General features: G+C 55.3%; 18 protein-coding genes, 2 rRNA genes and 1 pseudogene. 12 read left to right on the plus strand and 9 right to left on the minus strand.

Features of this window, described 5'->3' with window-relative positions; all coding sequences use genetic code 11:
* Positions 1-5: 5 nt before the first annotated feature.
* The 3 genes from NMD14_00275 (at position 6) to tcdA (ending at position 4,163) form a co-directional block, all read left to right on the plus strand.
* A 23S ribosomal RNA gene (locus NMD14_00275) occupies positions 6-2,894 on the plus strand.
* 124 nt (positions 2,895-3,018) lie between these two features.
* Positions 3,019-3,133: ribosomal RNA gene (gene rrf / locus NMD14_00280) — 5S ribosomal RNA — on the plus strand.
* Positions 3,134-3,326: 193 nt separating this feature from the next.
* Positions 3,327-4,163 carry a tRNA cyclic N6-threonylcarbamoyladenosine(37) synthase TcdA gene (gene tcdA / locus NMD14_00285; protein XEI32974.1) on the plus strand — a complete coding sequence of 279 codons (837 nt, stop codon included), beginning with the start codon at positions 3,327-3,329 and terminating at the stop codon, positions 4,161-4,163.
* A 21-nt stretch (positions 4,164-4,184) separates the two neighbouring features.
* Here the strand turns inward: tcdA and NMD14_00290 are convergent, their stop codons facing one another.
* Complete coding sequence (locus tag NMD14_00290) at positions 4,185-4,619, minus strand: SufE family protein (GenBank protein ID XEI32975.1); 435 nt, start codon at positions 4,617-4,619, stop codon at positions 4,185-4,187.
* A 13-nt stretch (positions 4,620-4,632) separates the two neighbouring features.
* Entirely contained in the window at positions 4,633-5,853 is a 1,221-nt protein-coding gene (locus tag NMD14_00295) for a cysteine desulfurase (protein XEI32976.1), read from the minus strand.
* A gap of 179 nt (positions 5,854-6,032) precedes the next feature.
* On the opposite strand from NMD14_00295, the gene rep reads away from it, so the two are divergent.
* Positions 6,033-8,045, plus strand: a complete 2,013-nt coding sequence (gene rep, locus NMD14_00300) for a DNA helicase Rep (protein ID XEI32977.1) — start codon at positions 6,033-6,035, stop codon at positions 8,043-8,045.
* 2 nt (positions 8,046-8,047) lie between these two features.
* Here the strand turns inward: rep and NMD14_00305 are convergent, their stop codons facing one another.
* Entirely contained in the window at positions 8,048-10,324 is a 2,277-nt protein-coding gene (locus NMD14_00305; protein XEI32978.1) for an EAL domain-containing protein, read from the minus strand.
* Between the two features lie 84 nt (positions 10,325-10,408).
* Positions 10,409-10,864: a c-type cytochrome gene (locus NMD14_00310; protein ID XEI32979.1), complete on the minus strand. Its 456-nt coding sequence runs from the start codon at positions 10,862-10,864 to the stop codon at positions 10,409-10,411.
* 316 nt (positions 10,865-11,180) lie between these two features.
* Here NMD14_00310 and NMD14_00315 point away from each other — a divergent pair, with 316 nt between their 5' ends.
* Positions 11,181-12,095, plus strand: coding sequence for a transposase (locus NMD14_00315; GenBank protein XEI32980.1), 915 nt, complete (start codon positions 11,181-11,183; stop codon positions 12,093-12,095).
* On the opposite strand, the pseudogene NMD14_00320 reads toward NMD14_00315, so the two are convergent.
* Positions 12,064-13,262 (minus strand): annotated as a pseudogene (locus NMD14_00320) (ISL3 family transposase). The gene NMD14_00315 and the pseudogene NMD14_00320 overlap by 32 nt on opposite strands.
* Positions 13,263-13,370: 108 nt before the next feature.
* Between NMD14_00320 and NMD14_00325 the strand changes: the two are divergent.
* Entirely contained in the window at positions 13,371-13,655 is a 285-nt protein-coding gene (locus NMD14_00325; GenBank protein XEI32981.1) for a transposase, read from the plus strand.
* 103 nt (positions 13,656-13,758) lie between these two features.
* On the opposite strand, the gene tdh is transcribed toward NMD14_00325, so the two are convergent.
* From tdh to NMD14_00340, 3 genes are all read right to left on the minus strand, one after another.
* Entirely contained in the window at positions 13,759-14,787 is a 1,029-nt protein-coding gene (tdh, locus tag NMD14_00330; protein XEI32982.1) for an L-threonine 3-dehydrogenase, read from the minus strand.
* A 68-nt stretch (positions 14,788-14,855) separates the two neighbouring features.
* A complete protein-coding gene (locus tag NMD14_00335) occupies positions 14,856-16,046 on the minus strand; it encodes a glycine C-acetyltransferase (protein XEI32983.1) in 1,191 nt (396 codons plus the stop codon).
* Between the two features lie 115 nt (positions 16,047-16,161).
* Positions 16,162-16,806 (minus strand): TetR/AcrR family transcriptional regulator, encoded by a 645-nt coding sequence (locus tag NMD14_00340; protein ID XEI34679.1) that lies wholly within the window; start codon positions 16,804-16,806, stop codon positions 16,162-16,164.
* Between the two features lie 158 nt (positions 16,807-16,964).
* Between NMD14_00340 and rfaD the strand changes: the two genes are divergently transcribed.
* The 4 genes from rfaD to NMD14_00360 all read left to right on the plus strand — a co-directional run bounded on the left by rfaD (position 16,965) and on the right by NMD14_00360 (position 21,810).
* Positions 16,965-17,921: an ADP-glyceromanno-heptose 6-epimerase gene (gene rfaD / locus NMD14_00345; protein ID XEI32984.1), complete on the plus strand. Its 957-nt coding sequence runs from the start codon at positions 16,965-16,967 to the stop codon at positions 17,919-17,921.
* A gap of 118 nt (positions 17,922-18,039) precedes the next feature.
* A complete protein-coding gene (locus tag NMD14_00350; GenBank protein XEI32985.1) occupies positions 18,040-19,800 on the plus strand; it encodes a polysaccharide deacetylase family protein in 1,761 nt (586 codons plus the stop codon).
* Positions 19,784-21,055, plus strand: coding sequence for an O-antigen ligase family protein (locus NMD14_00355; GenBank protein XEI34680.1), 1,272 nt, complete (start codon positions 19,784-19,786; stop codon positions 21,053-21,055). Before NMD14_00350 ends, NMD14_00355 begins: the two co-directional genes overlap by 17 nt.
* The gene (locus NMD14_00360) at positions 21,052-21,810 is read left to right on the plus strand and encodes a glycosyltransferase family 25 protein (GenBank protein XEI32986.1); all 759 of its coding nucleotides are present in this window, start codon (positions 21,052-21,054) and stop codon (positions 21,808-21,810) included. The genes NMD14_00355 and NMD14_00360 overlap by 4 nt, the downstream gene beginning before the upstream one ends.
* A gap of 45 nt (positions 21,811-21,855) precedes the next feature.
* Here the strand turns inward: NMD14_00360 and NMD14_00365 are convergent, their stop codons facing one another.
* Positions 21,856-22,917 (minus strand): glycosyltransferase, encoded by a 1,062-nt coding sequence (locus NMD14_00365; protein ID XEI32987.1) that lies wholly within the window; start codon positions 22,915-22,917, stop codon positions 21,856-21,858.
* A gap of 194 nt (positions 22,918-23,111) precedes the next feature.
* On the opposite strand from NMD14_00365, the gene NMD14_00370 reads away from it, so the two are divergent.
* On the plus strand, positions 23,112-24,365 hold the full coding sequence (locus NMD14_00370) for a 3-deoxy-D-manno-octulosonic acid transferase (GenBank protein XEI32988.1): 1,254 nt from the start codon (positions 23,112-23,114) through the stop codon (positions 24,363-24,365).
* A gap of 204 nt (positions 24,366-24,569) precedes the next feature.
* Positions 24,570-25,205, plus strand: a complete 636-nt coding sequence (locus tag NMD14_00375; protein XEI32989.1) for a LysE family transporter — start codon at positions 24,570-24,572, stop codon at positions 25,203-25,205.
* Positions 25,206-25,235 lie beyond the last annotated feature (30 nt).

A 25,235-nucleotide genomic window follows, 5' to 3' on the forward strand; every position in this document is an offset into this window, starting at 1 on the left:
TGTATGGTTAAGTGACTAAGCGTACATGGTGGATGCCTTGGCAGTCAGAGGCGATGAAGGACGTACTAACCTGCGATAAGCTGTGAGAAGTCGGTAAGAGACGCTATTACTCACAGATTTCCGAATGGGGAAACCCACCCAAGATAACTTGGGTATCGTTACATGAATACATAGTGTAACGAGGCGAACCGGGAGAACTGAAACATCTAAGTACCCCGAGGAAAAGAAATCAACCGAGATTCCCTCAGTAGCGGCGAGCGAACGGGGATTAGCCCTTAAGCATCTTGGAAGTTAGTGGAACGGTCCTGGAAAGGCCGGCGATACAGGGTGATAGCCCCGTACATGAAAACGACCTTGAAGTGAAATCGAGTAGGGCGGGACACGTGACATCCTGTCTGAATATGGGGGGACCATCCTCCAAGGCTAAATACTCCTGACTGACCGATAGTGAACCAGTACCGTGAGGGAAAGGCGAAAAGAACCCCTGTGAGGGGAGTGAAATAGAACCTGAAACCGTGTACGTACAAGCAGTGGGAGCCCTTCGGGGTGACTGCGTACCTTTTGTATAATGGGTCAGCGACTTACATTTTGTAGCGAGGTTAACCGTATAGGGGAGCCGTAGGGAAACCGAGTCTTAACTGGGCGTCTAGTTGCAAGGTGTAGACCCGAAACCGGGTGATCTAGCCATGGGCAGGTTGAAGGTTGAGTAACATCAACTGGAGGACCGAACCCACTAACGTTGCAAAGTTAGGGGATGACCTGTGGCTGGGGGTGAAAGGCCAATCAAACTCGGAGATAGCTGGTTCTCCCCGAAAGCTATTTAGGTAGCGCCTCGGACGAATACTACTGGGGGTAGAGCACTGTTTGGGCTAGGGGGTCATCCCGACTTACCAACCCCATGCAAACTCCGAATACCAGTAAGTACTATCCGGGAGACACACGGCGGGTGCTAACGTCCGTCGTGAAGAGGGAAACAACCCAGACCGCCGGCTAAGGTCCCAAAGTTCTGGTTAAGTGGGAAACGATGTGGGAAGGCTCAGACAGCTAGGATGTTGGCTTAGAAGCAGCCATCATTTAAAGAAAGCGTAATAGCTCACTAGTCGAGTCGGCCTGCGCGGAAGATGTAACGGGGCTCAAACCAGGCACCGAAGCCGCGGATTCACACTTATGTGTGAGTGGTAGGGGAGCGTTCTGTAAGTCTGCGAAGGTGTATCGAGAGGTATGCTGGAGATATCAGAAGTGCGAATGCTGACGTAAGTAACGATAAAGGGGGTGAAAAGCCTCCTCGCCGGAAGACCAAGGGTTCCTGTCCAACGTTAATCGGGGCAGGGTGAGTCGACCCCTAAGGTGAGGCCGAAAGGCGTAATCGATGGGAAGCAGGTTAATATTCCTGCACGACTTGTAATTGCGATGGGGGGACGGAGAAGGCTAGGTGGGCCAGGCGACGGTTGTCCTGGTGAAAGTGCGTAGGTGGTGTTTCTAGGCAAATCCGGAGACACAACACTGAGACACGAGACGAACGCACTACGGTGCGGAAGCCATTGATGCCCTGCTTCCAGGAAAAGCCTCTAAGCTTCAGATTACAAGTCATCGTACCCCAAACCGACACAGGTGGTCGGGTAGAGAATACCAAGGCGCTTGAGAGAACTCGGGTGAAGGAACTAGGCAAAATAGAACCGTAACTTCGGGAGAAGGTTCGCTCTTGACAGTGAAGTCCCTTGCGGATGGAGCAGTTGGGAGTCGCAGTGACCAGATGGCTGGGACTGTTTATCAAAAACACAGCACTCTGCAAACACGAAAGTGGACGTATAGGGTGTGACACCTGCCCGGTGCCGGAAGGTTAATTGATGGGGTTAGCGCAAGCGAAGCTCTTGATCGAAGCCCCGGTAAACGGCGGCCGTAACTATAACGGTCCTAAGGTAGCGAAATTCCTTGTCGGGTAAGTTCCGACCTGCACGAATGGTGTAACCATGGCCATGCTGTCTCCACCCGAGACTCAGTGAAATCGAATTCGCCGTGAAGATGCGGTGTACCCGCGGCTAGACGGAAAGACCCCGTGAACCTTTACTACAGCTTGGCACTGAACATTGAACCTACATGTGTAGGATAGGTGGGAGGCTTTGAAGGCGTGACGCCAGTTGCGCTGGAGCCGACCTTGAAATACCACCCTTGTATGTTTGATGTTCTAACGCAGGCCCATAATCTGGGTCGCGGACAGTGCCTGGTGGGTAGTTTGACTGGGGCGGTCTCCTCCCAAAGAGTAACGGAGGAGCACGAAGGTTGGCTAATCCTGGTCGGACATCAGGAGGTTAGTGCAATGGCATAAGCCAGCTTAACTGCGAGACGGACAGGTCGAGCAGGTACGAAAGTAGGTCATAGTGATCCGGTGGTTCTGAATGGAAGGGCCATCGCTCAACGGATAAAAGGTACTCCGGGGATAACAGGCTGATACCGCCCAAGAGTTCATATCGACGGCGGTGTTTGGCACCTCGATGTCGGCTCATCACATCCTGGGGCTGAAGTCGGTCCCAAGGGTATGGCTGTTCGCCATTTAAAGTGGTACGCGAGCTGGGTTCAGAACGTCGTGAGACAGTTCGGTCCCTATCTGCCGTGGGCGTTGGATGATTGAAGGGAGTTGCTCCTAGTACGAGAGGACCGGAGTGAACGAACCTCTGGTGTTCGGGTTGTCACGCCAGTGGCACTGCCCGGTAGCTAAGTTCGGAATCGATAACCGCTGAAAGCATCTAAGCGGGAAGCGAGCCCTGAGATGAGTCATCCCTGACCCCTTGAGGGTCCTAAAGGGCCGTTGGAGACCACAACGTTGATAGGTGGGGTGTGTAAGCGCGGCGACGTGTTGAGCTAACCCATACTAATTACCCGTGAGGCTTAACCATACAACACCCAAGAAGTGTTCTGGGCCTTGTAGCGAATGAGTGAACTACTTACAAATTCAGTGATAATGACAAAGCAAACTAGCCAAGTCGTTATTCACGTCAGCTTTCTGGATTAAAGAATTTGCCTGGCGGCCATAGCGCCGTGGAACCACCTGATCCCATGCCGAACTCAGAAGTGAAACGCGGTAGCGCCGATGGTAGTGTGGCATTCGCCATGCGAGAGTAGGACACTGCCAGGCACCCAATACAAGAAACCCCGCTCATCGAGCGGGGTTTTTTATTGCCTGAAATTCAGAAAATAGTCTAAATATTGACCGTCATTCCCTCTTCTCTGTCGTTGTCTCTGTTTTCCCTCCTCAATTTTCTCCGAATCTGCCGTCGCCGCTGGCGGTGGTTGTCGCTATAATGGCCGCCCTCAAGCAAGGTGGTGGTATGAACGCAGAATATCTACAGCGATTCGGGGGCATTGCCCGTCTTTATGGTCAGAACGCCTTACGTTCCTTTAGCCAAGCGAAAGTCTGTGTTGTGGGGATCGGTGGCGTGGGCTCCTGGGCGGCGGAGGCGCTGGCGCGCGCCGGTATCAACCAGATCACCCTGATCGACATGGACGATATCTGCATCACCAACACCAATCGCCAGATCCACGCCATGCAGGGGACGGTCGGTCGCCTCAAGACCGAGGTGATGGCCGAGCGTATTCGCGCCATCAATCCGGATTGCGACGTGATCGAGGTGGACGATTTCGTCACCGCCGATAACCTGGCCGAGCACATCAAGTGGGAGTTTGACTATGTGGTGGACGCCATCGACTCGGTCAAGGCCAAGGTGGCGCTGATTGCTTTCTGCAAGCGCAACAAGATCCCGGTGATCGTCGCGGGTGGTGCCGGCGGGCAGATGGATCCGACCCAAATCACCGTGGCCGATCTGGCCAAGACCATTCAGGATCCACTGGCGGCCAAGGTGCGCTCCGACCTGCGCCGGTTGCATAACTTCAGCAAGAATCCGGCGCGCAAATTCGGGGTGGAGTGTGTCTTCTCAACCGAGCAGCTGAGTTATCCTGATGGCAATGGTGGCACCTGTCAGGCCAAGGCGGCCAGCGATGGCACCATGAAGATGGATTGCGCCTCCGGTTTTGGCGCGGTGACGCCGGTGACGGCAACCTTTGGGCTGGTTGCCGCGTCCCGGGTATTGAAGAAGATTGCCGAGCGGGGCGCCCGCGCCGAGAAAGAGACCGGGAATGAAGAAGCCGGGTCGATTGGCGAAGCCTAATCGACCACTGAACAGAGCAGGTTAGACAGTCTGCTCCCGGATCGCCAGCACGATCGCTCTGAGCCCGTTACCTCGTGACGGGCTCAAGTGTTTCTCAAGTCCCAGTTCGGTGAAATACCCTTCCATATCAAATGCCTGGATCGCCGCAGACGATTGGTGGTTGAGTGCCGCCAGCACGATGACGATAAGGCCGCGCACGATGCGGGCATCGGAATCACAGGCAAAATGCCAGCAGCCATCCTCACTTTGTTCTCCCTTCAGCCAGGCCTGGCTTTCACACCCCTTGAGGCGGAATTCTTCCTGCTGCCATTCGTCGGGTAGCGCTGGCAGCTGCTTGCCGAGCTGGATGATGAGCCGGTACTGGTTCTCCCAGCCGTGAACGGCGGCAAACTGCTGGCGGATGCTGTCGGCGTTGGGCTCCAGGCCAATCTGGGTATAGCTTGCGAGGTCACTCATTCGGTTGTCTGCCTTAGAAGAAGTCACTGAGTTTGTGCAGGGCGGCCAGCAGGGCGTCGATATCATCCCGATTGTTGTAACAGGCCAGCGAGGCACGCATGGTGCCGCCGATCCCGAGCGATTCCATCAGCGGCATGGCGCAGTGATGGCCGACTCGCAAGGCGATCCCCTGCATATCGAGCAGGGTGGCGGCATCTTGCGGGTGGATATCCTCCAGCAAGAAAGAGACCGCGCCGGCGCGTTGGCCGGGTTCGCCGATCAGACGCAGCCCCGGCACCCGTTGCAGTCCGGCGACCAGATAGTCGGTCAGGGCCTGCTCATGCTGGGCGAGCCATTGCCGATCTTGCGCCATCACAAAGTCGATGGCGGCGGCGAGGCCAATCGCGCCAGCAATATGGGGGGTGCCCGCCTCGAACTTGAAGGGCAGGGTATTGAAGGTGGTGCCGCTGAAACTGACCCGATCGATCATCTCGCCACCAGCTTGCCAGGGCGGCATCCGTTCCAATAGCTCGGTGCGGCCCCACAACACGCCGATGCCGGTCGGGCCATAGAGCTTGTGACCGGAGAAGGCGTAGAAGTCGCAACCGATGGCTTGCACATCCACCTCGAGGTGAGCCACCGCCTGGGCACCGTCGATCAGCGTCAGGGCGCCAACCGCTTTGGCGGCAGCCAGCATCCGGGCGACCGGATTGATGGTACCGAGGGCATTGGAGACGTGGGCTACGCTCACCAGCCGGGTGCGTGGCCCCAGCATGGCGTAATAGGCGGCCAGATCGAGATCGCCCCGCTCATCGAGCTGGATAACCCGGATCACCGCGCCCGTGCGCTGGGCGACCAGTTGCCACGGGACGATATTGGCGTGGTGCTCCAGGGTGCTGAGGATAATTTCGTCCCCCGCCTTGAGCTCCCTCATCCCCCAGCTCTGGGCCACCAGATTGATCGCCTCCGTGGTGCCGCGGGTCCAGATCACCTCGTGGCTGCGAGGCGCATTGATAAAGCGGGCGACCGTTTCGCGGGCAGCTTCGAAGGCACGGGTAGCGCGGCTACTCAGGGCGTGGGCGGCACGGTGCACGTTGGCGTTGTCGGCCTGATAGTAGTGAGCTATAGCATCCAGTACCGCGTGCGGCTTCTGGGTGGTGGCGGCGTTGTCCAGATAGACCAGAGGGTGGCCGTTTACCTCCTGCGCCAAGGCCGGAAACTGGCTGCGCAGTTGGTCATGCTGTTGCTGATTCATGCTCCCTCATCATCCGGAAAAAGTCATCATCTCAAAGGTCGGCCATGATCCTGAAAATAGCGCCCGAACACAAGGCGCGATAAGCCTGATTAGCGGTTGCCTGCCGTGCAGCAGGTACGGCTCGTTGGGTGATTTCTGGTACAATGCCGCCCCTCATCATAAGCCAAGAGATCCGGCCCATGAAGCTCAACCCCAATCAGAACGAAGCGGTCAAGTATGTTTCCGGCCCTTGCCTGGTGCTGGCGGGTGCCGGATCGGGCAAGACCCGCGTCATCACCAACAAGATTGCCTATCTGGTACAGCAGTGCGGCTACAACGCGCGCAACATAGCAGCGGTCACCTTTACCAACAAGGCGGCGCGGGAGATGAAGGAGCGAGTCGGCCAGACCCTGGGTCGCAAGGAGGCGCGGGGGCTGATGGTCTCCACCTTCCATACCCTCGGCCTCGATATTATTCGTCGTGAGCACAAGAGCCTGAATCTCAAGGCCAACTTCTCCCTGTTCGATGACACCGACCAGCTGGCGCTGCTGAAAGAACTGACCGAGGCGGAGCTCGACAACGACAAGGACAAGCTCTTGGCCCTTATCAGCCAGATCTCCAACTGGAAGAACGACCTCATCCTGCCTGCCCGCGCCATGCGCATCGCCCGCGGGCCGGAAGAGGTGTTGATGGCCCAGCTTTATGAGCGTTATCACCGCCAGATGGTGGCCTATAACGCGCTGGATTTTGACGACCTTATCGTGATGCCGACCCTGCTGCTCAAGAGCAATCAGGAGGTGCGCGAGCGCTGGCAGAACAAGATCCGTTACCTGCTGGTCGATGAGTATCAGGATACCAACACCAGCCAGTACGAGCTGGTGAAGCAGATCGTCGGCGAGCGTGCCCGTTTTACCGTGGTGGGGGATGATGACCAGTCGATCTACTCCTGGCGCGGTGCCAAGCCGCAGAATCTGGTGCTGCTGAGCGAAGATTTCCCCAGCCTCAAGCTGATCAAGCTGGAGCAGAACTACCGCTCCAAGCGGCGCATCCTCAAGTGCGCCAACATCCTGATCGCCAACAACCCGCACGTCTATGACAAGGCGCTCTTCTCCGAGCTGGATGAGGGGGTGAAGCTCAAGGTGCTGTTCGCCAAGAACGAAGAGCATGAGGCGGAGCGGATCGCCGCCGAGATGATGGGCCACAAGTTTATGAACCGCACCCGGTTCAAGGATTACGCCATCCTCTATCGGGGCAACCATCAGTCGCGCATCTTCGAGAAGGCGCTGATGACCAACCGGATTCCTTACCGTATCTCCGGCGGCACCTCGTTTTTCTCCCGCACCGAGATCAAGGACATCATGGCCTACCTCAAGCTGCTGGTGAATCCGGACGAGGACACCGCTTTTCTGCGGGTGGTCAACCTGCCGCGCCGTGAGATTGGCCCGACCACGCTCGAAAAACTTGGCCAATACGCCAACCAGCGCGGCAAGAGCCTGTTTGCCGCCAGCTTCGAGCTGGGGCTGGAGCAGCACCTCTCTGGCCGTGGCCTCGTGGCTCTGCAGGCCTTTACCAACTGGCTGGTTCGCCTTGGCGATCAGGCGCTGCGTGGCAATCCGGTGGAGGCGGTGCGGGACATGATCAAGGAGATCCACTACGAAGAGTGGCTCTACGAGACCTCCCCCAGCCCGAAAGCGGCCGAAATGCGGATGCAGAACGTATCTACCCTCTATCGCTGGATCACCGAGATGCTGGAAGGGGATGAGCTGGAGGAGTCAATGACGTTGGCTCAGGTGGTCACTCGTCTCACCCTGCGCGACATGATGGAACGCAACGAGGGGGAAGACGATGCGGATCAGGTGCAGTTGATGACCCTGCACGCCTCAAAGGGGCTGGAGTTCCCCTATGTCTACATGGTGGGGATGGAGGAGGGCTTGCTGCCCCACCAGACCAGCATCGACGAAGACAACGTGGAGGAGGAGCGGCGTCTCGCCTACGTGGGCATCACCCGGGCCCAGACCGAGCTGACCTTTACCCTCTGCAAGGAGCGGCGCCAGTTTGGCGAGTCGGTACGGCCCGAGCCGAGCCGCTTCCTGCTGGAGCTGCCGCAGGATGATCTGGAGTGGGAAAACCAGAGGAAGGTGACCGCCGAGGAGCGCCAGCAGAAGGGGCAGGTCGGCGTTGCCAACCTGCGGGCGCTGTTCAAGAAGGATTAACGCTACGGATTGGCCGGGGTAAGCAGCGGCACTATGTCAGCTCCCGGCATCGGCGGAGAGATATAGCGCCCTTGCCCCATCTGGCAGCCGATATCGATGAGCTTCTGCAACTGCAGCTGGTTCTCGATCCCCTCCACTATCAGGGTGTAATCGAGATCCTGACAGATATCCCGCATAGCGCGGATCAGCGCCAAATCTTTTGGTGATTGCAGCATCCGCTGGGTAAAGCTGTCATCCACCTTGATGTAATCCACCGGGAAGTGGAACAGGGCGTTGAGGGAGGAGAAACCGGTACCGAAATCATCAAGGCTGATCTGGATACCCTTGGATCTCAGGTCATGCAGTGATGCCAGCGCATCGGAATCTTGCCGCGACAGCTCCCGTTCGTTGAATTCAAAAATCAGATAGCCGGGGGCCACCCCTTCATCCTCGATGATCCCCATCAGCCGCATGATGTGGTCATGGTTGACCAGATGCTTGCCCGACAGATTGATGGCGACCTTGAACTTGCTCTGCCCCGAGATCGGCAGCCAGTTCTTCAGCTGTTGGCAGGTGTGGCGCAGGATCTGGTAATCCAGCTCCAGAATCAGGCCGCACTGTTCCGCCAGCGGAATAAAGTCGAACGCATCCTTGAGAATGCCCTCCTCGGTCAGCCAGCGCGCCATCACCTCCAGTCCGGTCAGGCGACTATCCTGTAGCCGGATCACCGGCTGGAAATAGGGGACGATACGCCCTTCCCGCAAGGCTCTGGCCAGCATCTCTTCCGGCGAATTCCAGTTCTGATTGATGCAATCATCCGAGTAGCTGACGATACGACTGCGACCATTGCGCTTGGCCTGATACATGGCCAGATCGGCCTGATGGAGCAGCTGGCTGATATCGGTGGTCTGATCCGAGACGCTCGATACCCCCAGGCTGACGGTAATGCTCAGCTCGTTGCCGAGCAGCCGGAACGGGTAGGAGAGACGGCTGATAATGCGGTTGAGCACCGGGCTGATGTCATCGTCACTCTTGCTGCTGTCCAGATAGATGACAAACTCGTCTCCGCCCAGTCTGGCCACCAGATCGTTTTGCCGGATGCAGGTCTGCAGGCGGCGGCTCACCTCCTTGAGCAGCTGATCGCCAGCGCTGTGGCCCAGGGTGTCATTGATCTGCTTGAAGTGATCCACATCGATAAAAATTACCGAAAATCCCGGCGACTTGTAGCGGTTGTAGTGGGTCATGGCATGGTTGAGGTGGTTCATCAACAGGGCGCGATTGGGCAGTTGGGTCAGCGGGTCGTGAAGCGCATCGAATTGCAGCCGCCGTTCCAGCTCCTGATGCTGCTTGAGCTGCTTTTGCAGCCTGAGGTTGGTCTGACGCAGCTGTTGCAGCCGCTGGTTGATGGAGTCCTCGGTGTTGATGTCGTTGAGCTGCTGGCGGATCCGTCTCAGCTCCAGCAACAGGGTGAGTTGGCCGCGCAGGAAGTCGAGAAACAGCTTGTCGTCGGTTTCCAGCGGTTGAGCTGTGCTGATGATGAAGTGGGCGAAGTACTGTTGTTGCAGCCGCAGTGGCATGCTGTGCCAGTAGCGGGACTCCCTGTTCACCTCGATATTGCTGGTGCTGTGGCACAAGCCGCTGATGAACTCGTCCCCCTGATGGGGATGGGCGGGGTAGATCTTTTCCAGCTTCTGACTGGTTAGCCTGACCAACAGCATGTCCTCGATGGTGAGCATCTGACGCAGTACTGCTTCCAGCTGGGAAAACAGCGCCTGAGCCGGCAGGGTATTGGCCAGCCGCATGATGCGGCTGATGCTCTCGATTTTCTTTTTCCAGTTCGGGTCTTTGCGGATCAGCGGTGAAGGGAGCTCGGTGAGATGGGAACCCGCCTGGGTTTCGGTCAGCCGCTTGGCCAGACACTCCAGCAGCAGGCGCAGAGTCGGCAGGTCGGCGGGGGTACCGCGAGCCAGCAGCCATTGCACCTGACCATGTTCGATGGGGAAGACGCACCACCCGTCGGTCTCATCCAGTTGAGTGAGCTGATCGGTGATGCGGGACTGCTCCCGGCCCAGTTGCTGCTTGAAGATGTCGCTTATCTTGTAGGCGTAAAGCCAGTTCAGACCGGTATCGGCGAGGCCCAGCATGCCGAAATGTTGCAGCGGGCAGAGTTGGTCAATCTGCCGGATCAGGGCATCGTAATCGTCAGACGTGGCCGATTGTGGCGCCGGGAAGTCCATAATGGCAGAGACCAACGCCAACAGAGGAGTTGAGTAGTGGGGGTCGATAGCTTGGGGCGACATGTGCAACTCCCGAGATGTCTACCTTACAAGAGTAGTCGGAAGCCGATAGATTGAAAGGGCCGCAATTGCGGCCCTTTCAAATACTTACAGTTTGTCGATCATGTAGTGGATGGCGTTTTCAATCTCTTCATCACTGCAGTTCGCACAGGTGCCGCGTGGAGGCATCATGCCGGACTTGCCGGTGAAGCCTTCAATGGCATGTTTCTTGAGAGTATCAATGCCCTGGGCGATGCGAGGCTCCCAGGCTGCCTTGTCACCCCTTTTGGGGGCACCGGCGGCGCCGGTGTCGTGACAGGCAAAGCAGGCGCCCTTGAACACAGTTTCGCCATCGCGGGGGCCGGAAGAGGCGGCCGCCGCCGGTGCGGCACTCGCGCCGGCAATACCTTCCAGATCCTTGGCGGTATAGACCTGACCGATTGGTTTGATCCGCTCGGCAATGGCTTCCGGTGACATCTCATCGGCAGCAAGCACTGCCCCAGACAAGCTGGCGGCCGTCATCCCGACAGCCAGCAAATAGCTCAGTTTTTTCAACACGCTCATATACTCCCAGCAGTCTTTTATTATCCATGTAAACGACGGGATTATAACCGAATAGTTACAGCCATTTAAACGCTTGTGTGTGAAGTGTTAAACACTCTGCGTACAAAGTTTTGGGCGATATCACGGCAATTTAGCAGATGCCCCGTAAACCCTAGCCCAATCGGGCGGGGATATAAGGGGAGCTAATCTGATGCGTTTGCGAGCCCGCCTATGTCTTCAGTGTCTCGATAGTCGCGCCTGCCGCACGTCCGCAGCGGTTGTTGATTTCACTGGCACGCGCTATAACTGTGCTTATATACAGCCTGTGTTTTTAATCATGAAAAGAGCCACAAAAGTACGTATTTACCCCACCGACGAACAAGCGGCATTCCTCAATGCCCAGTTCGGCGCTGTGCGGTTCGCGTACAACAAAGCCCTTCATATTCAGCGGCACATGTTCCAGCGCCACGGGGTTTCACTGAAACCCAAACGCGACTTGAAACCCCTGCTCGCTGTGGCAAAAAAATCGCGCAAATACAGCTGGCTGAAAGAGTACGATTCACAAGCCTTACAGCAGGCGGTGATCAACCTGGACAAGGCATTCGCCAACTTCTTCAACCCCAAGCTCAAGACCAGGATGCCCACCTTCAAGAGCAAGCGAGGCAGGCAATCGAGCTACCACCCCAATGGCAAAGTGCTGACCGATGCCATCCTGTTACCGAAGATGACGCCCATCCGAGCTGTCATTCACCGAGATATTATCGGCGTGGTCTCCAGCATCACGGTCAGCCGTGGCCCGACAGGGAAATACTATGCCTCCATCCTTTGCGATGATGGCCGTGAGGCTCCCGCCAAGCCCTCCCTCATCACAGAGGTGACAGGCTATGATATGGGGCTGTCCCACTACCTCATTGCGTCGAGTGGCAAAAAGATGGCCAACCCGCGCCATCTTATCAAGGCCAGTCGCAATCTGCGGCGAAAGCAAAAAGCACTGTCTCGCAAGAAAAAAGGCAGTGCCAATCGTAGTAAGGCCAAATTACAGCTGGCCGCCCTGCACGAGCGGGTAGCCCATGCTCGCGCTGATTTTCAGCACAAACTCTCTCGCACGATAGTTGACGATAACCAAGCGCTCATCGTGGAGACGCTTAAAACAACCAATATGATGAAAAACCACAAGCTGGCCCGCGCCATTGGCGATGCTGGCTGGCATAGTTTTAGGTTCATCGCGTCTTTCCGGGGAAGGCGGCCTTGATTTTCAGGAAAAAGTATTCTGAGTCCCGAAATCCATAAGCCATGCGTTTGATCACCTTGATCCGATTATTCACGCCCTCCAGCAGGCTGGTGTGCATGGGAAAGATTGCGCTGGCCAAAATCCCCCGGGTGTAGCGGCGAAGGTTTTTGGCAAAACGCTCTAAGGGCTCCAGGCCACTTTCCTTCGCTTGCCGCATCCAGGCCTTCCATCGTCGCCAACCTTCCCTGACACTCGGGGCGTACCAAATTTCCTTCAGGGCCTCCTTGAGAACATATGCTGTCGCCAAGGGCTTATTGGCTTCCAATAGCTCTTGTAATTTCACCGCCTGGTCTTCCTTGAGATTTTCTCGATTGCGCAGGAGTAGCCAACGCGCCAGCTTGACGACCTTGCGAGCCGGCTTGTCATGCTTTAATGCATTGGCTTGATCCACCCGAATTCGGTCGAGCACTTTGCGGCCATAACCGGCCACCACATGGAACAAGTCATACACCACTTCCGCCTGTGGACAGTGCTGTTTCACTTCCAGATCGAAGGCGGAGTTCATGTCCATAGCCACCGCTTCAATCTGTTGGCATCGTTCGCCCATCAGCTCGAAAAAGGGGCGAATAGCCTCTCGGCTGTTGCCATGCCCCACCCACAAAACGCGAGTCCGTTCAGCATCCATGATCACTGTGGCATAGCGGTGGCCTTTATGCAGGGCGAATTCATCCATCACCAGCCGCCGCACCGAGCCGGGCTCAAAGGTGCCAACACTGGCCTGTAGCCGACGCTTGTCGATGGCCTTGATGGTATGCCAGTGCAGTCCGGTGAGCTGGCTGACATGACTGATAGGCATCAGCTCAAGCAAGGCCTCTACCCAGCGCAGCAATCGCTGTGTCAGCCGGGAGCTGGGGGTAACCAATCGATATGCTCAGAAACCCGACCACAACGCAGACAGTCAACCCGACGGACGGGGACTTGCAGATGTACGCGAAGTTCAAGGAGGTCACGGTCACGAACCGTGCGCATTCGGCGGTCATGGATGAGTGGACAGGGCTGATGGCACTGACCACAGAGCGGTAGATGATTGGCGAGAGGCTCAAGAGCCAATGTGATTTGTGTGGCAGAGCGGCGATGTACAGAAACGTCGTAACCTGGCCAGAACGAGGCAAAATCAATATGATGCATAGCGACAGCAGGGTAAGGGAGTCCGGTTGTTTGGCGACTACCAGTTTACCCGAACCCTGTCTGTCAACTTACTCTTCCCCACGCTTCCGCGAAGAACCTAGTTTTATCATGAGGCTGGAGTACAAAGCCCAAGCGGCGGGCCGCCACCTAATCAAACTCGATCAGTGGTTTGCCAGCTCTAAACCATGTAGCGAGTGCGGCCACAAGATGCCGGAGATGCCACTTCACCAGCGACAGTGGGTATGTCCAGCGTGTGGGGCAGAGCATGACCGCGACATCAACGCGGCCATGAACATTCGACAGCAAGGAATATTGGAATTAAAAGCGGCGGGGCTCGCCGTTTCTGCCCATGGAGGCCAGCGTAAATCCGTCAATCTGACGGTAGCGGCCTAAGAAGTGGGAAGCCTCGCCGCTTGCGGCGGGGAGCAGTCACGTGGTGGAGATAAAAAGAAACCCGGCATTCGCCGGGTTTCAGTTAACCAAGGGGTGAAACGGCCTATTTATCCCAGCTCAGGATCACCTTGCCGGAGTGGCCGGAGCGCATCGCATCGAACCCCTGCTGGAATTCGTCGATGTGGAATCTGTGGGTAATGATGGGGGAGAGATCCAGCCCGGACTGGATCAGGCTGGCCATTTTGTACCAGGTCTCGAACATCTCGCGGCCATAGATCCCTTTGATAAACAGCCCCTTGAAGATCACCTTGTTCCAGTCGATGGCCATGGTGGAGGGGGGGATGCCGAGCATGGCGATCTTGCCACCATGGTTCATCTTGTCGAGCATCTCCTGGAAGGCGCTCGGGACGCCGGACATCTCCAGCCCCACGTCAAACCCTTCGGTCATGCCCAGCTCGCTCATCACGTCAGCCAGCTTCTCCTTGGCCACGTTGACCGCGCGGGTGGCGCCCATCTTGCGGGCCAGCTCCAGCCGGTATTCGTTGACGTCGGTGATCACCACGTGGCGCGCACCCACATGGCGGCAGACGGCGGCTGCCATGATGCCGATGGGGCCTGCCCCGGTGATGAGCACATCCTCACCCACCAGATCGAAGGAGAGGGCGGTGTGCACCGCATTGCCGAACGGGTCGAAGATGGCGGCCAGCTCGTCCGGGATGTTGTCCGGCAGCTTGAAGGCGTTAAAGGCGGGGATCACCAGATACTCGGCAAAAGCGCCCGGACGGTTGACGCCAACGCCAATGGTGTTGCGGCAGAGGTGAGTGCGCCCGGCGCGGCAGTTGCGGCAGTGACCGCAGGTGATGTGACCTTCACCGGAGACCCGATCGCCGATGGCGAAGCCGCGCACCTCCTGACCGATGGCGACCACTTCGCCGACATATTCATGGCCGACCACCATGGGCACCGGAATGGTCTTCTGGGACCACTCGTCCCAGTTGTAGATATGGATATCGGTACCGCAGATGGCGGTTTTGCGGATCTTGATCAGCAGGTCATTGTGGCCGAGCTCGGGGGCCGGCACGTCCGTCATCCAGATGCCGACTTCTTTGTGCAGTTTGGAGAGCGCTTTCATGGTTGTTCCTTCATGCCAGTCAATTACGATGAATGCATAAAAAAGGGGCTGCAGCCCCTTGATTCAAATCAGATAACGCCGAGTTCACGGCCGATGCGGATGAAGGCGTCGATCGCCTTGTCCAGCTGCTCGCGGGTGTGGGCGGCAGACATCTGGGTGCGAATGCGCGCCTGACCCTTGGGCACGACCGGGAAGGAGAAGCCCACCACATAGATGCCGGCAGCCAGCATGCGGCTCGCCATTTCGGAGGCGAGCTTGGCATCCCCCAGCATCACCGGAATGATGGCGTGATCGGCACCCGCCAGGGTGAAGCCAGCGGCGCTCATCCGCTCGCGGAAGTAGCGGCTGTTCTCTTTCAGGCGGGCGCGCAGATCGTGCCCCTCGGCCAGCATGTCGATCACCTTGATGGTGGCAGCGACGATGGAGGGGGCCAGCGAGTTGGAGAAGAGGTAGGGGCGGGAGCGCTGACGCAGCCAGTCTATCACCTCTTTCTTGCCGGAGGTGTAGCCACCGGAGGCACCGCCGAGCGCCTTGCCCAGGGTGCCGGTGATGATGTCGACCCGATCCAGCACACCACAATATTCATGGGTGCCGCGGCCGTTCTCGCCGATAAAGCCGACGGCGTGGGAGTCATCCACCATCACCAACGCATCGTATTTGTCCGCCAGATCGCAGATGGATTTGAGGTCGGCGATGACGCCATCCATGGAGAAGACGCCATCGGTGGCGATCAGCTTGAAGCGGGCGCCATCGGCATCTGCCTGTTTGAGCTGGGCTTCCAGCTCGGCCATGTCGTTGTTGGCGTAGCGATAGCGCTTGGCCTTGCACAGTCGTACGCCGTCGATGATGGAGGCGTGGTTGAGGGCATCGGAGATGATGGCATCTTCGGCGCCGAACAGGGTCTCGAACAGGCCGCCGTTGGCATCGAAGCAGGAGGAGTAGAGGATGGTGTCCTCGGTGCCGAGGAAGGCGGACATCTTCTGCTCCAGCGCTTTGTGCTGGTCCTGGGTGCCACAGATAAAGCGCACCGAGGCCATGCCGAAGCCGTGGCTGTCGAGCCCCTGATGGGCGGCGGCGATCAGATCCGGATGATTGGCTAGCCCCAGATAGTTGTTGGCACAGAAGTTCAGTACCTGCTCACCGCCGACGGCGATGCTGGCCTGCTGGGCGGAGGTGATGATGCGCTCCTGCTTGTACAACCCATCAGCTTGCACCTGGTTCAGTTGCTCGGTCAGGTGACGATAGAATCCGTTAGACATCCTCGATCCTTATTGGCTATTTCAGTTGCGTAGCAACAGAGGGCAACATTTTACTGCAATCTGTTGCGGTAAATTCAAATGATTGTGCTGACATTCAGCAAATGTGAAACAGATCTCACCCTGCTGGTTGGGCCAGCTGGCGGTAGTGTTGCTCCAGCTGCTGGATCTGTCCGGCCACCAGGGGTTGCACATAAGGGCGCAGCAGGAACAGCACCTTCAAGACGCCCTGATAGAGCAGCGGTTTGGTGATGCGGGTGTTTGGAGCCTGAGCTATCTGGAACGGGATCCAGCAGGTCACCACCATCTTGATGGTCTGGCCCAGATCCGGCAGGTCATCATCGCTGACATCTATGATGCCCCCTTCGCGCAGGCTCCTGAGCAGCGCGACCACGGAGGAGCGCATCTGCTCCTGGGCCTTGAGGTACTTCTGCTGCAGTGGCTCGTCGCGGCTCAGGATGTCCGGCAGGTTGGCGTAGAAGAAGCGGAACTGCCACATCAGATAGAAGATGGCATCCAGATAGCCCATCAGATCTTGCAGGGTGATTTCACGGTTACGGGTGGGGACGAAGCTCTCGCTCAGGTGGCGGGCATACTGGTCGAAGATGGAGTGGATGATGTCTTCTTTATTGCGGAAGTGGTAATAGAGGTTGCCCGGGCTGATGCCCATGTGTGCCGCAATATGGTTGGTGGTGATGTTGCGTTCACCCTGATCGTTGAACAGCTCGGTTGCGCTGTGAATGATCCTGTCTCTGGTTTTCATCACTCATTTCTCCAACAGGTTCCGCTCGGGGCAGCTTTGATCAAGGTCGAATCCCCAGGCGGCCCGTGATAAACTTTTCAGCAATTTCAAATTGGCTCACTATACACAGCTTTAACAAGCAGTCACATGTAGCCATTAACGTACGAGAGGCAAACTCCATGATCGTAGTAACTGGCGGTGCTGGCTTTATCGGCAGCAATCTGGTCAAGCAGCTGAACGCTCAAGGACGGACCGATATCGTGGTCATTGATGACCTGACCGATGGCACCAAGTTCGTCAACCTGGTCGATCTGACCATCGCTGACTACATGGACAAAGACGAGTTCCAGGCACGGATCGTCTCCGGTGACGAGTTTGAAGAGTGGGACAACGGCATCGAGGTGATCTTCCACGAAGGCGCCTGCTCTGCGACCACCGAGTGGAACGGCAAGTTCATCATGGAGGTCAACTACGAGTACTCCAAGGATCTGTTCCACTACTGCATCGAGCGCGAAATTCCGTTTATCTACGCCTCTTCTGCCGCCACTTACGGTGGCCGCAACGACAACTTCATCGAAGATCCCAAGTTCGAACAGCCGCTCAACGTCTACGGCTACTCCAAGCAGCTGTTCGACCAGTACGTGCGCCGCTGGATGCCGGAGATCAACTCTCAGGTAGTCGGCCTCAAGTACTTCAACGTCTACGGCCCGCGCGAGCAGCATAAAGGCTCTATGGCTTCCGTCGCCTTCCACCTCAATACCCAGGTGAAGAAGGGCGAGAATCCCAAGTTGTTCGAAGGCTGCGATGGTTTCCCGAACGGTGGCCAGATGCGCGATTTCATCTATGTGGATGACGTCTGCAAGGTCAACCTCTGGTTCTGGCAGAACCCGCAGCACTCCGGCATCTTCAACTGCGGTACCGGCCGGGCCGAGCCGTTCCAGAACGTGGCCGAGGCGGTGATCAAGCATCATCAGAAGGGTGCCATCGAGTACATTCCCTTCCCGGATCACCTCAAGGGTCGCTACCAGAGCTTCACCCAGGCCGACATGACCAAGCTGCGCAGCGTAGGCTATGACGCCGAGTTTAAAACCGTTGCCGAAGGGGTTGCGGATTATATGGCCTGGCTCAACCGCTAACGGGTGAGCACAACGCGGCAGTTTGAGCGCAAAACCGGAGGTGGGTACTCGCCTGCTTCCGGTTTCTGGTGTCTGTCGCTGCTTGCCGTTCCTCTCTTCTCTACCGGGTAACCGCGCGATGAATATATTGATGGCACTCTCCCAGCTCGAAGTCACGGGCGCCGAGGTTTATGCCACCACGGTCGGTAATGAACTGACCCGGCGTGGTCACAACGTCTTTTATGTGTCAGACACCCTGACCAAACCGACGCTTGGCCCCGTCTTTCGGCTTCGCTTCAACAAGCGCAGTATCCTGCGCCGCTTTTGGCACGTATTCTATCTTATCTACCTCATCAAGAAGCATCATATCCAGTTGGTACACGCTCACTCCCGCGCCTCCGGCTGGAGCAGTTATGTGGCCTGCAAGCTGACGAGCACCCCGATGATCACTACGGTGCATGGTCGCCAGCCGGTGCACGCCTCGCGCAAGGCGTTCCATGCACTCGGCTATCGGGCGGTTGCCGTCTGCGAGGATATTGCCCACCAGATCATCGACAACCTTGGGGTGGATCCTGCCATGGTGCAGGTGCTGCGCAACGGTATCGAAACCGACAAATTTCAGCCCGTGTCGGCACCGGATAACCCCAAGCCGGTGATCGCCATCATTGGTCGTCTGAGTGGCCCCAAGGGGGAGCTCTGCTACCGCCTGCTCGACGAAGTGCTCGATCTGGATGCCTGTCGAGTGCGGATTGTCAGCGGCACCAAGGTGCCGGAGCGCTTTGCCCGTTTCGACGATCGCGCCGAGTTTGTCGGTTATGTGGATGATGTCCCCGCGCTGCTGGCGCAATGCGATCTGGTGATCGGTGCCGGTCGGGTGGCGATGGAAGCCCTGCTCTGCGGTCGCCCCGCCTTTGCCATCGGTGAAGCCAGGGCCATCGGTCTGGTGACTGAACAGAATCTGGAGGAGGCGCTGGCCAGCAACTTCGGCGATATTGGTCCCAAGGATCTGGCTATCGACTTTGCTTCGCTGAAAGTTGAGGTAGAGTCCGCGCTCGCGAGCAAGGTGGTGCCGGAAGCCATTCGCCAGCGCATTCAGGATGAGTATGGCTTGCAAGGGGTGGTCTCTGGTCTCGAGTCCATCTATCAGGATGCGGTAGTCGACACCCTGCGCCGCGAGATGCCCGTCATCATGTACCACCGTTTTATCGAACAGGATAGCGAGAAAGGGGTGCATGGTACCTGGATGCCGATCACCATGTTCGAGAAGCATCTGCGCCTGATGAAGTGGCTAGGCTATGAAACCCTGACTTTCCGCGATTTGGCGGACAAAGGCTTTATCCACCGTCTGCAATACGGCAAGAAGTACCTGATGATCACTGCCGATGACGGCTATCAGGACAACCTGACCCGCATGCTGCCATTGCTGGAAAAATATGGTTACCAAGCCGTGGTGTACGTGGTCACCGGTGAAGGCTATAACCGTTGGGATGTGGAGCATCCGACCAATCCGGATACCAAGATTTCATTGATGAGTGGTGAGCAGGTCAAGGCGCTGGCCGCCAGCGGCCATGTGGAAATTGGTGGGCATACCCTGACCCATCCCCGCTTGAGTCAGCTCACACCCGAGCAACAAGCCCATGAAATTCAGGAGAATAAATGCCAACTGGAGACCCTGCTTGGCCATCCGCTGCTCTCGTTTGCCTACCCTTACGGAGATATGAACGAGAGTGCCAAGGAGCAGGCTATCGCCGCCGGGTATCGTTTTGCCGTCGCTACCAATAGCGGCCCCAAAGCAATGCACCAGGACCCTTTCCAGATCCGTCGGATCGCTATTTTCCCTCGCACAGATGCGTTCGGGTTATGGCGCAAAATTCGTGGGAATTATGTTTTTAGAAAGTGAGAAAATGATAATGCTCTTATTTAAGAAAGAGGGACTTGTTCCTCTTATAGTACAAACATCAGCATTTTTATTTGGTGCGCTGGCCCTTGCTATTCCAAGTGGGTATTCGTATGGGCCAGCGTTGTTGGCATTCGTAAGCCTGTTTGTATTTTGGAAGAAAGAATATATTTCAGCCATGGAGAAAGAGCATAAAATAATTGCAGCATTACTTTTATCATATTTCGTACTTTTTTTAATATCGGTTATTGTCGATGGTAGTTCAATTAGCCAATTAGATAGGCCAAGCCGAGCATTAATGGCTGCACTGGTAATGCCTACACTTGCTAAACATAAAGTTAAGTTGGAAGTTTTGCTTAGTGGGTTTGCGTGTGGTGCATTAATAGCTGCTTGCGTCGCAATTTATGATAAATTCTATCTCGGGTATGAACGAGCATTCGACTTTTATTCAATGCCTATACAGTCCGGAAACATTAGTATGTCTCTCGGTCTTTTTTGTTTATGCGGCTATTTTTGGTGTCGCGCTAATAATAATAGATATTTCTCTTACCTGTATATGTTAGGTGCAGTTTCTGGTTTGACTGGGAGCTTCTTATCGGGGACAAGAGGCGGTTGGATATTGCTTCCAGTTGTGATTGTTTCGATATTAATGATGTATAGAAAAGTTATTACAAATAATGAGAGGAAGGGGTTGTTGTTTTTGCTTGCAATTATTGTGACGATGGTGCTTACACCTCAAACAGGTATGTTGAAAAGGTTTGATGCTGCGAAAGTTGATATAGAACAGTACATCGATGGTACTAATTTGAATACGTCACTTGGCATCCGTTTTCAATTGTGGGGAAGCGCTTTTGATTCATTTAAGGAGAAGCCATTTTTTGGGTGGGGTCAAAATGGTTTACGTGATTCACAGAAACAACAATTAAAAGAAAATAAAATTTCCGAGTTTATATATAACTTTAACTATCATGCCCATAACCAATATCTTGAAGCGATGGCAAAGCGCGGAGTTGTAGGGTTATTGGTGCTGCTTGCTATGTTATGTATTCCAATTCTTTTAGTGAAGAAAAAAATACCTATTATGGATCCTGCATCGGATGCATATTGTGGATGTGTGCTTGTGATTGTTACGTGTTTGACTACTGCAGATTATAATCTTAGTCAGGCATATTTTGCACATAATTCAGGCATAACATTTTTTGTCTTCTCTTTAGTATTGGCGCTATCCGTTTCAATTAATAATGAGAATCAACAATGAAGATATATGTTGTTAGTCTGGAACGTTCCAGTGAGCGTAGGGAAGGAATCACAAAGCATTTGTCTGGTTTAGGCATTGCATTTGAGTTTTTCTCCGCGGTAGATGGTCGCGTAGAAGAAACTCCAGGATATGATGATGAGCAAAGAATAAAAGAGAAGGGTCACTCACTAACTCTGGGTGAAAGAGGCTGTTTTTCAAGTCATAGAGCATTGTGGGCAAAGTGTGTTTTATTAAAAGAGCCAATATTAATTTTAGAGGATGATGTAGATTTTTCTGATTCGTTTTTAAATTGTGTCAAAGACCTCGATGATATATTATCGCATTATCGTTATGTGCGATTAGGGCGAGGACCACTAAAAAAGATGCCAATGTTTGGCGCATATTATTCTATGCAACATCTTAATGGAGTAGAGGGGCACTCACTCGTCAAGTATTTGAGAGGGCCGAGTTGCTGTCATGGATACGCGCTGTCGCCTACAGCTGCGGAAAAATTTCTCAGTTACTCAGAGTCATGGTGGTGGCCAGTGGATGACTATATGGATAGTGAATATATTCATGGTGTTTGTGACTATGGTATTGAGCCACCGATCGTATTGCAAACAGACCTGCCATCTGAAATTGGATATTCTGAACGAGAAAATAAAGGAAAACGCTCTCTATTTTCGAGAGCGAGAAAGGAGGTGTTTCGTTTTCGCGGCGATTTATTAAGCTATTTATTCAATCTTGTTATCTATATTAAGAATTCGCGGCGTTGATTGTTTTTTAACTAAAAATGGTGATTTTAATATAAATCACCATTTTTATAGAGCCATAAAAGTAGTGATTGTTTTTTTGTTGGAGAACGCTTTATATAATTCGCCATTTATAATAGCACGGTAGTAATCCATATCAGAAATAGCCAGAGCTAGTTTATGAGGATCATCTAAAGGAACTAAATATTTTTCTATATCAGAGGTGATGATCTCCGCGGGCCCAGACGGACAATCCACACTGATAACCGGTGTGTGGCAGATAAGCGCTTCAATAAGCACTGTTGGCAGCCCTTCAGCATCGGATGTCAGGATAAGTGCTTGGGCTGCTTTGATATAGGGATAGGGATTCTTCTGAAAGTCGATGATCTTCACCTTGTTGGCAAGGCTCATCTCCGCGATCATGGCTTCAATGTGAGGACGCCGCTCCCCTTTGCCCATCAGGACGAGTGGTGTAGCAACGCCGCTTAGCTGATATGCCTGCAAGAGGCGATCGTGGCGTTTTCGCTCTTCGAAGGTGCCGACATGGATAAAATACTTGTCGAATGGCTTGCTGAAAGGCTCATTGGCCAACGCCTGAATTTTCTCGATATCAAACGGATTGTAGATAACCTGACACGATTTTGGTGTGGCTTTTACATTTTGTAAAATGTCGTCCGCGATGCCACGAGATACGCAGATCAGTTTCTTGCCATTATAGAAACGCTTGAATTTTTTATATCCTTTGGCATTGTCTTTGGCAAAGCCGGTGACATTTCCGTGGATCCAGTAATAAACATTCAGTGTATCAGGCAGGTGTCTCGTAATTTTGTCACATGAGCATGAGATAATTACGTCAGGCGAGATCTCTTTGACTTTTTTCAAGATCAAAGATGCTTGTATTTTTTCAACCGCAACATTGGATATGGCTTTAGTCAGTTTTGTGACAATGCCAAGATTAATCGGGTGAATGTTGTCAGGTAGCGTATGGTCTATTTTTTCCCGCAAGGTAAACAAGGTTACATCGGCGCCGGCATCTTTTAGCAAGGATGCGGTATTCAGCAGAACCTTTTCTGCACCACCACCATACAAGTCTTCAACAATGAATAAAAACTTTTTAACTGGTGGGGTCATAACTGCTCCGCAGGTCTCATAAGTTACTGGAAAATCTATTAAAAATGTGAATCATAAACGAGCAAAATCAGGTGGCAACTGTTAAAGTCGTTAGCAATTTTTTCAATAGGTGTGGATCAATGATTGGTCTTAGTGGGCGCTACCATAACGCATTATTCGCTGCCTGTATATTTGCCGGGCTGCTGCTATCCTGGTTGTTTTCTGTTAATCAGCTCCTCACTGGCGATCAGACCCAGATGCTCTACAAGGGTTACCTTGGTGCTTATGAGGGGGTCTGGCTCAGCTATGGCAATGCGGCGAGTGCGGTGGGCAATGTGCCGGGGAGTCTGTCGGCCTGGTTGATTGGGGGGCCCTTGCTGCTGTGGGATTCACCTTATGCGCCCATGGTGCTGCTGCTGGCGATGCGGTTGGTCGGTTTCCTGCTATTTGATGCGGTGATCCGCCAGGTGTTTGCTGATCCCGTATCGAAGGGCAATGCGCGGTTGCTGTTTCTGGTGCTCTGCTGGCTCAACCCCTGGTTCCAGTACGAGAGTCTGCTCTACAACCCCTCTTATCTGTTCCTCTTCTCGGCCATGCATTGCTGGTCGGCTTGGCATATGCGGGAGAGGGCCTCCTTCTGGCACACGATTGTTCACCTGCTGGCGATCGGTATGGCGATGCAACTGCACTACTCCTGGCCGTTGCTGGCGGTCATCTCCACCTACCTCTTCTGGCGCCGCATTCTCAAGGTGAGCTGGAGCGGAGTGGTGGTGGCGACCCTGTTGATCGGTGCATCTTTGATCCCCTATGCCATGGAGGTGATGAGCAACAGCCAGATCACCCAGAATGTCGATCCCGAAGCGCGTCAGCGTTATATCGGCTGGGGGCTGGTGCATGTCTATCCGGTGCTGAAATCAGTGCTCTACTGGCTGCGGTATGGCTCCTGGCTGTTTGCCAGCAAGCTGGTCAATGACACCCAGTTCATCTGGCTGGCGGGTCATGAATACTTGCAGATGGTGGCGGTCTGGCTGTGGCGGGTGGTGATCTACGGGGTGGGCGCGGCGACTGTGCTGCTGGCGACCAAGGCCAACTGGCAGTTGTGGCGTGAACTCAAACAGCGTCTGCTGCGCAGCGACTCTGCGCCAGTGGACGGCGAAAGCTGGCTCGGTCTCTATGCGCTGGCGGCAGTGTTGGCGGTGCTGGCGAGTGCAGCGCTCTCGCCGATCATCTTCAACTACTGGCATCTGATGCTGATTTTCCCCTACGCCCTGTTCCCGATCCTGTTGTTGCTGGTGCGCTGGAGCTGTCGTTACCCGCAGTGGGTTGGCAAGGGGCTGCTGGCGGCCGCCGTGTTCTGCACCGCGGTGAACCTGATTGCGGCGTGCGACAGCGTCAAGTTCTCCTATCAGGCGGACTACAAAACCCAGGTGCTGGAGTATCTGCAAGAGATGCAGTTGCAACCCAAGTAACGGGACTGTGCGGTCAGACGAAGGGAGGTGTTATGCCTCCCTTTGCTATTTCCGATGCGTCCGTGCTGGTGGGAGTCACGTCCACCATGGCTTTCGCCAGGCATTCGGTCTGACGCCCGCCGAATTTCGTGTCCAGATGCAATCTTTTACAAGCCCCCAGCTGATCCGCCATGCTGGATCTCCGTCGTTAAAGCGAGAGTTGTTATGCTGACCAGTCTGTTCGTTACCCTCGGCCTGATGCACCTGATTGCACTGGCCAGCCCCGGCCCCGATTTCGCCCTGATCCTGCGCACCAGCCTGCACCGGCCGACCGCCCTTGGTGCGGCGCTGGGCATCTCGCTGGCGATCATGGTGCACGCCACCCTGAGCCTGACCGGGATCAGCATGCTGATCGCCAGCCACCCGCTGCTCTTTATGGTGATCAAGTGCTGCGGCGCCCTCTATCTGGGCTGGTTGGGGTGGGGCGCCCTGATGGCGGCTCGCCAGCAGAGCAGTGCCGTGATGGCCAGCGCCGCCAACGAGCTGCGCGGCTGGGGCAGGGGCGTGCGCACTGGCCTTGCCACCAACCTGCTTAACCCCAAGGCGCTGGTGTTCTTTATCGGTCTGCTGGCCGCCATGGTGACGCCAGAGGTGGACGGGATGACCCGCAGCCTGCTGGTGGGCGAGCTCTTTATCATCTCCCTCTGCTGGTTCGGGCTGCTGGCGTGGAGCCTCTCCACCGATCGCGCCCAGCGCCTGTTGCTGCGGGTGCAGCGGCCGCTCAATCTGGTGACCGGCGTACTGTTTGCGGTGGTCAGCCTCTCCATTCTGGTGAGCATGGGGGCCGAGCTGGTGGCCTGATGAGTCGGCGCATGAGTCTATACTCCAGCA

The organism is Aeromonas veronii (genome assembly GCA_041319085.1).
Taxonomy (GTDB): domain Bacteria; phylum Pseudomonadota; class Gammaproteobacteria; order Enterobacterales; family Aeromonadaceae; genus Aeromonas; species Aeromonas veronii_F.

Bases quoted from the DNA above. Each gene is read 5' to 3' on its own strand.
- tcdA (XEI32974.1), top strand. From the start codon at position 3,327: ATGAACGCAGAATATCTACAGCGATTCGGGGGCATTGCCCGTCTTTAT.
- NMD14_00290 (XEI32975.1), bottom strand. From the start codon at position 4,619: ATGAGTGACCTCGCAAGCTATACCCAGATTGGCCTGGAGCCCAACGCC.
- NMD14_00295 (XEI32976.1), bottom strand. From the start codon at position 5,853: ATGAATCAGCAACAGCATGACCAACTGCGCAGCCAGTTTCCGGCCTTG.
- rep (XEI32977.1), top strand. From the start codon at position 6,033: ATGAAGCTCAACCCCAATCAGAACGAAGCGGTCAAGTATGTTTCCGGC.
- NMD14_00305 (XEI32978.1), bottom strand. From the start codon at position 10,324: ATGTCGCCCCAAGCTATCGACCCCCACTACTCAACTCCTCTGTTGGCG.
- NMD14_00310 (XEI32979.1), bottom strand. From the start codon at position 10,864: ATGAGCGTGTTGAAAAAACTGAGCTATTTGCTGGCTGTCGGGATGACG.
- NMD14_00315 (XEI32980.1), top strand. From the start codon at position 11,181: ATGAAAAGAGCCACAAAAGTACGTATTTACCCCACCGACGAACAAGCG.
- NMD14_00325 (XEI32981.1), top strand. From the start codon at position 13,371: ATGAGGCTGGAGTACAAAGCCCAAGCGGCGGGCCGCCACCTAATCAAA.
- tdh (XEI32982.1), bottom strand. From the start codon at position 14,787: ATGAAAGCGCTCTCCAAACTGCACAAAGAAGTCGGCATCTGGATGACG.
- NMD14_00335 (XEI32983.1), bottom strand. From the start codon at position 16,046: ATGTCTAACGGATTCTATCGTCACCTGACCGAGCAACTGAACCAGGTG.
- NMD14_00340 (XEI34679.1), bottom strand. From the start codon at position 16,806: ATGAAAACCAGAGACAGGATCATTCACAGCGCAACCGAGCTGTTCAAC.
- rfaD (XEI32984.1), top strand. From the start codon at position 16,965: ATGATCGTAGTAACTGGCGGTGCTGGCTTTATCGGCAGCAATCTGGTC.
- NMD14_00350 (XEI32985.1), top strand. From the start codon at position 18,040: ATGAATATATTGATGGCACTCTCCCAGCTCGAAGTCACGGGCGCCGAG.
- NMD14_00355 (XEI34680.1), top strand. From the start codon at position 19,784: ATGTTTTTAGAAAGTGAGAAAATGATAATGCTCTTATTTAAGAAAGAG.
- NMD14_00360 (XEI32986.1), top strand. From the start codon at position 21,052: ATGAAGATATATGTTGTTAGTCTGGAACGTTCCAGTGAGCGTAGGGAA.
- NMD14_00365 (XEI32987.1), bottom strand. From the start codon at position 22,917: ATGACCCCACCAGTTAAAAAGTTTTTATTCATTGTTGAAGACTTGTAT.
- NMD14_00375 (XEI32989.1), top strand. From the start codon at position 24,570: ATGCTGACCAGTCTGTTCGTTACCCTCGGCCTGATGCACCTGATTGCA.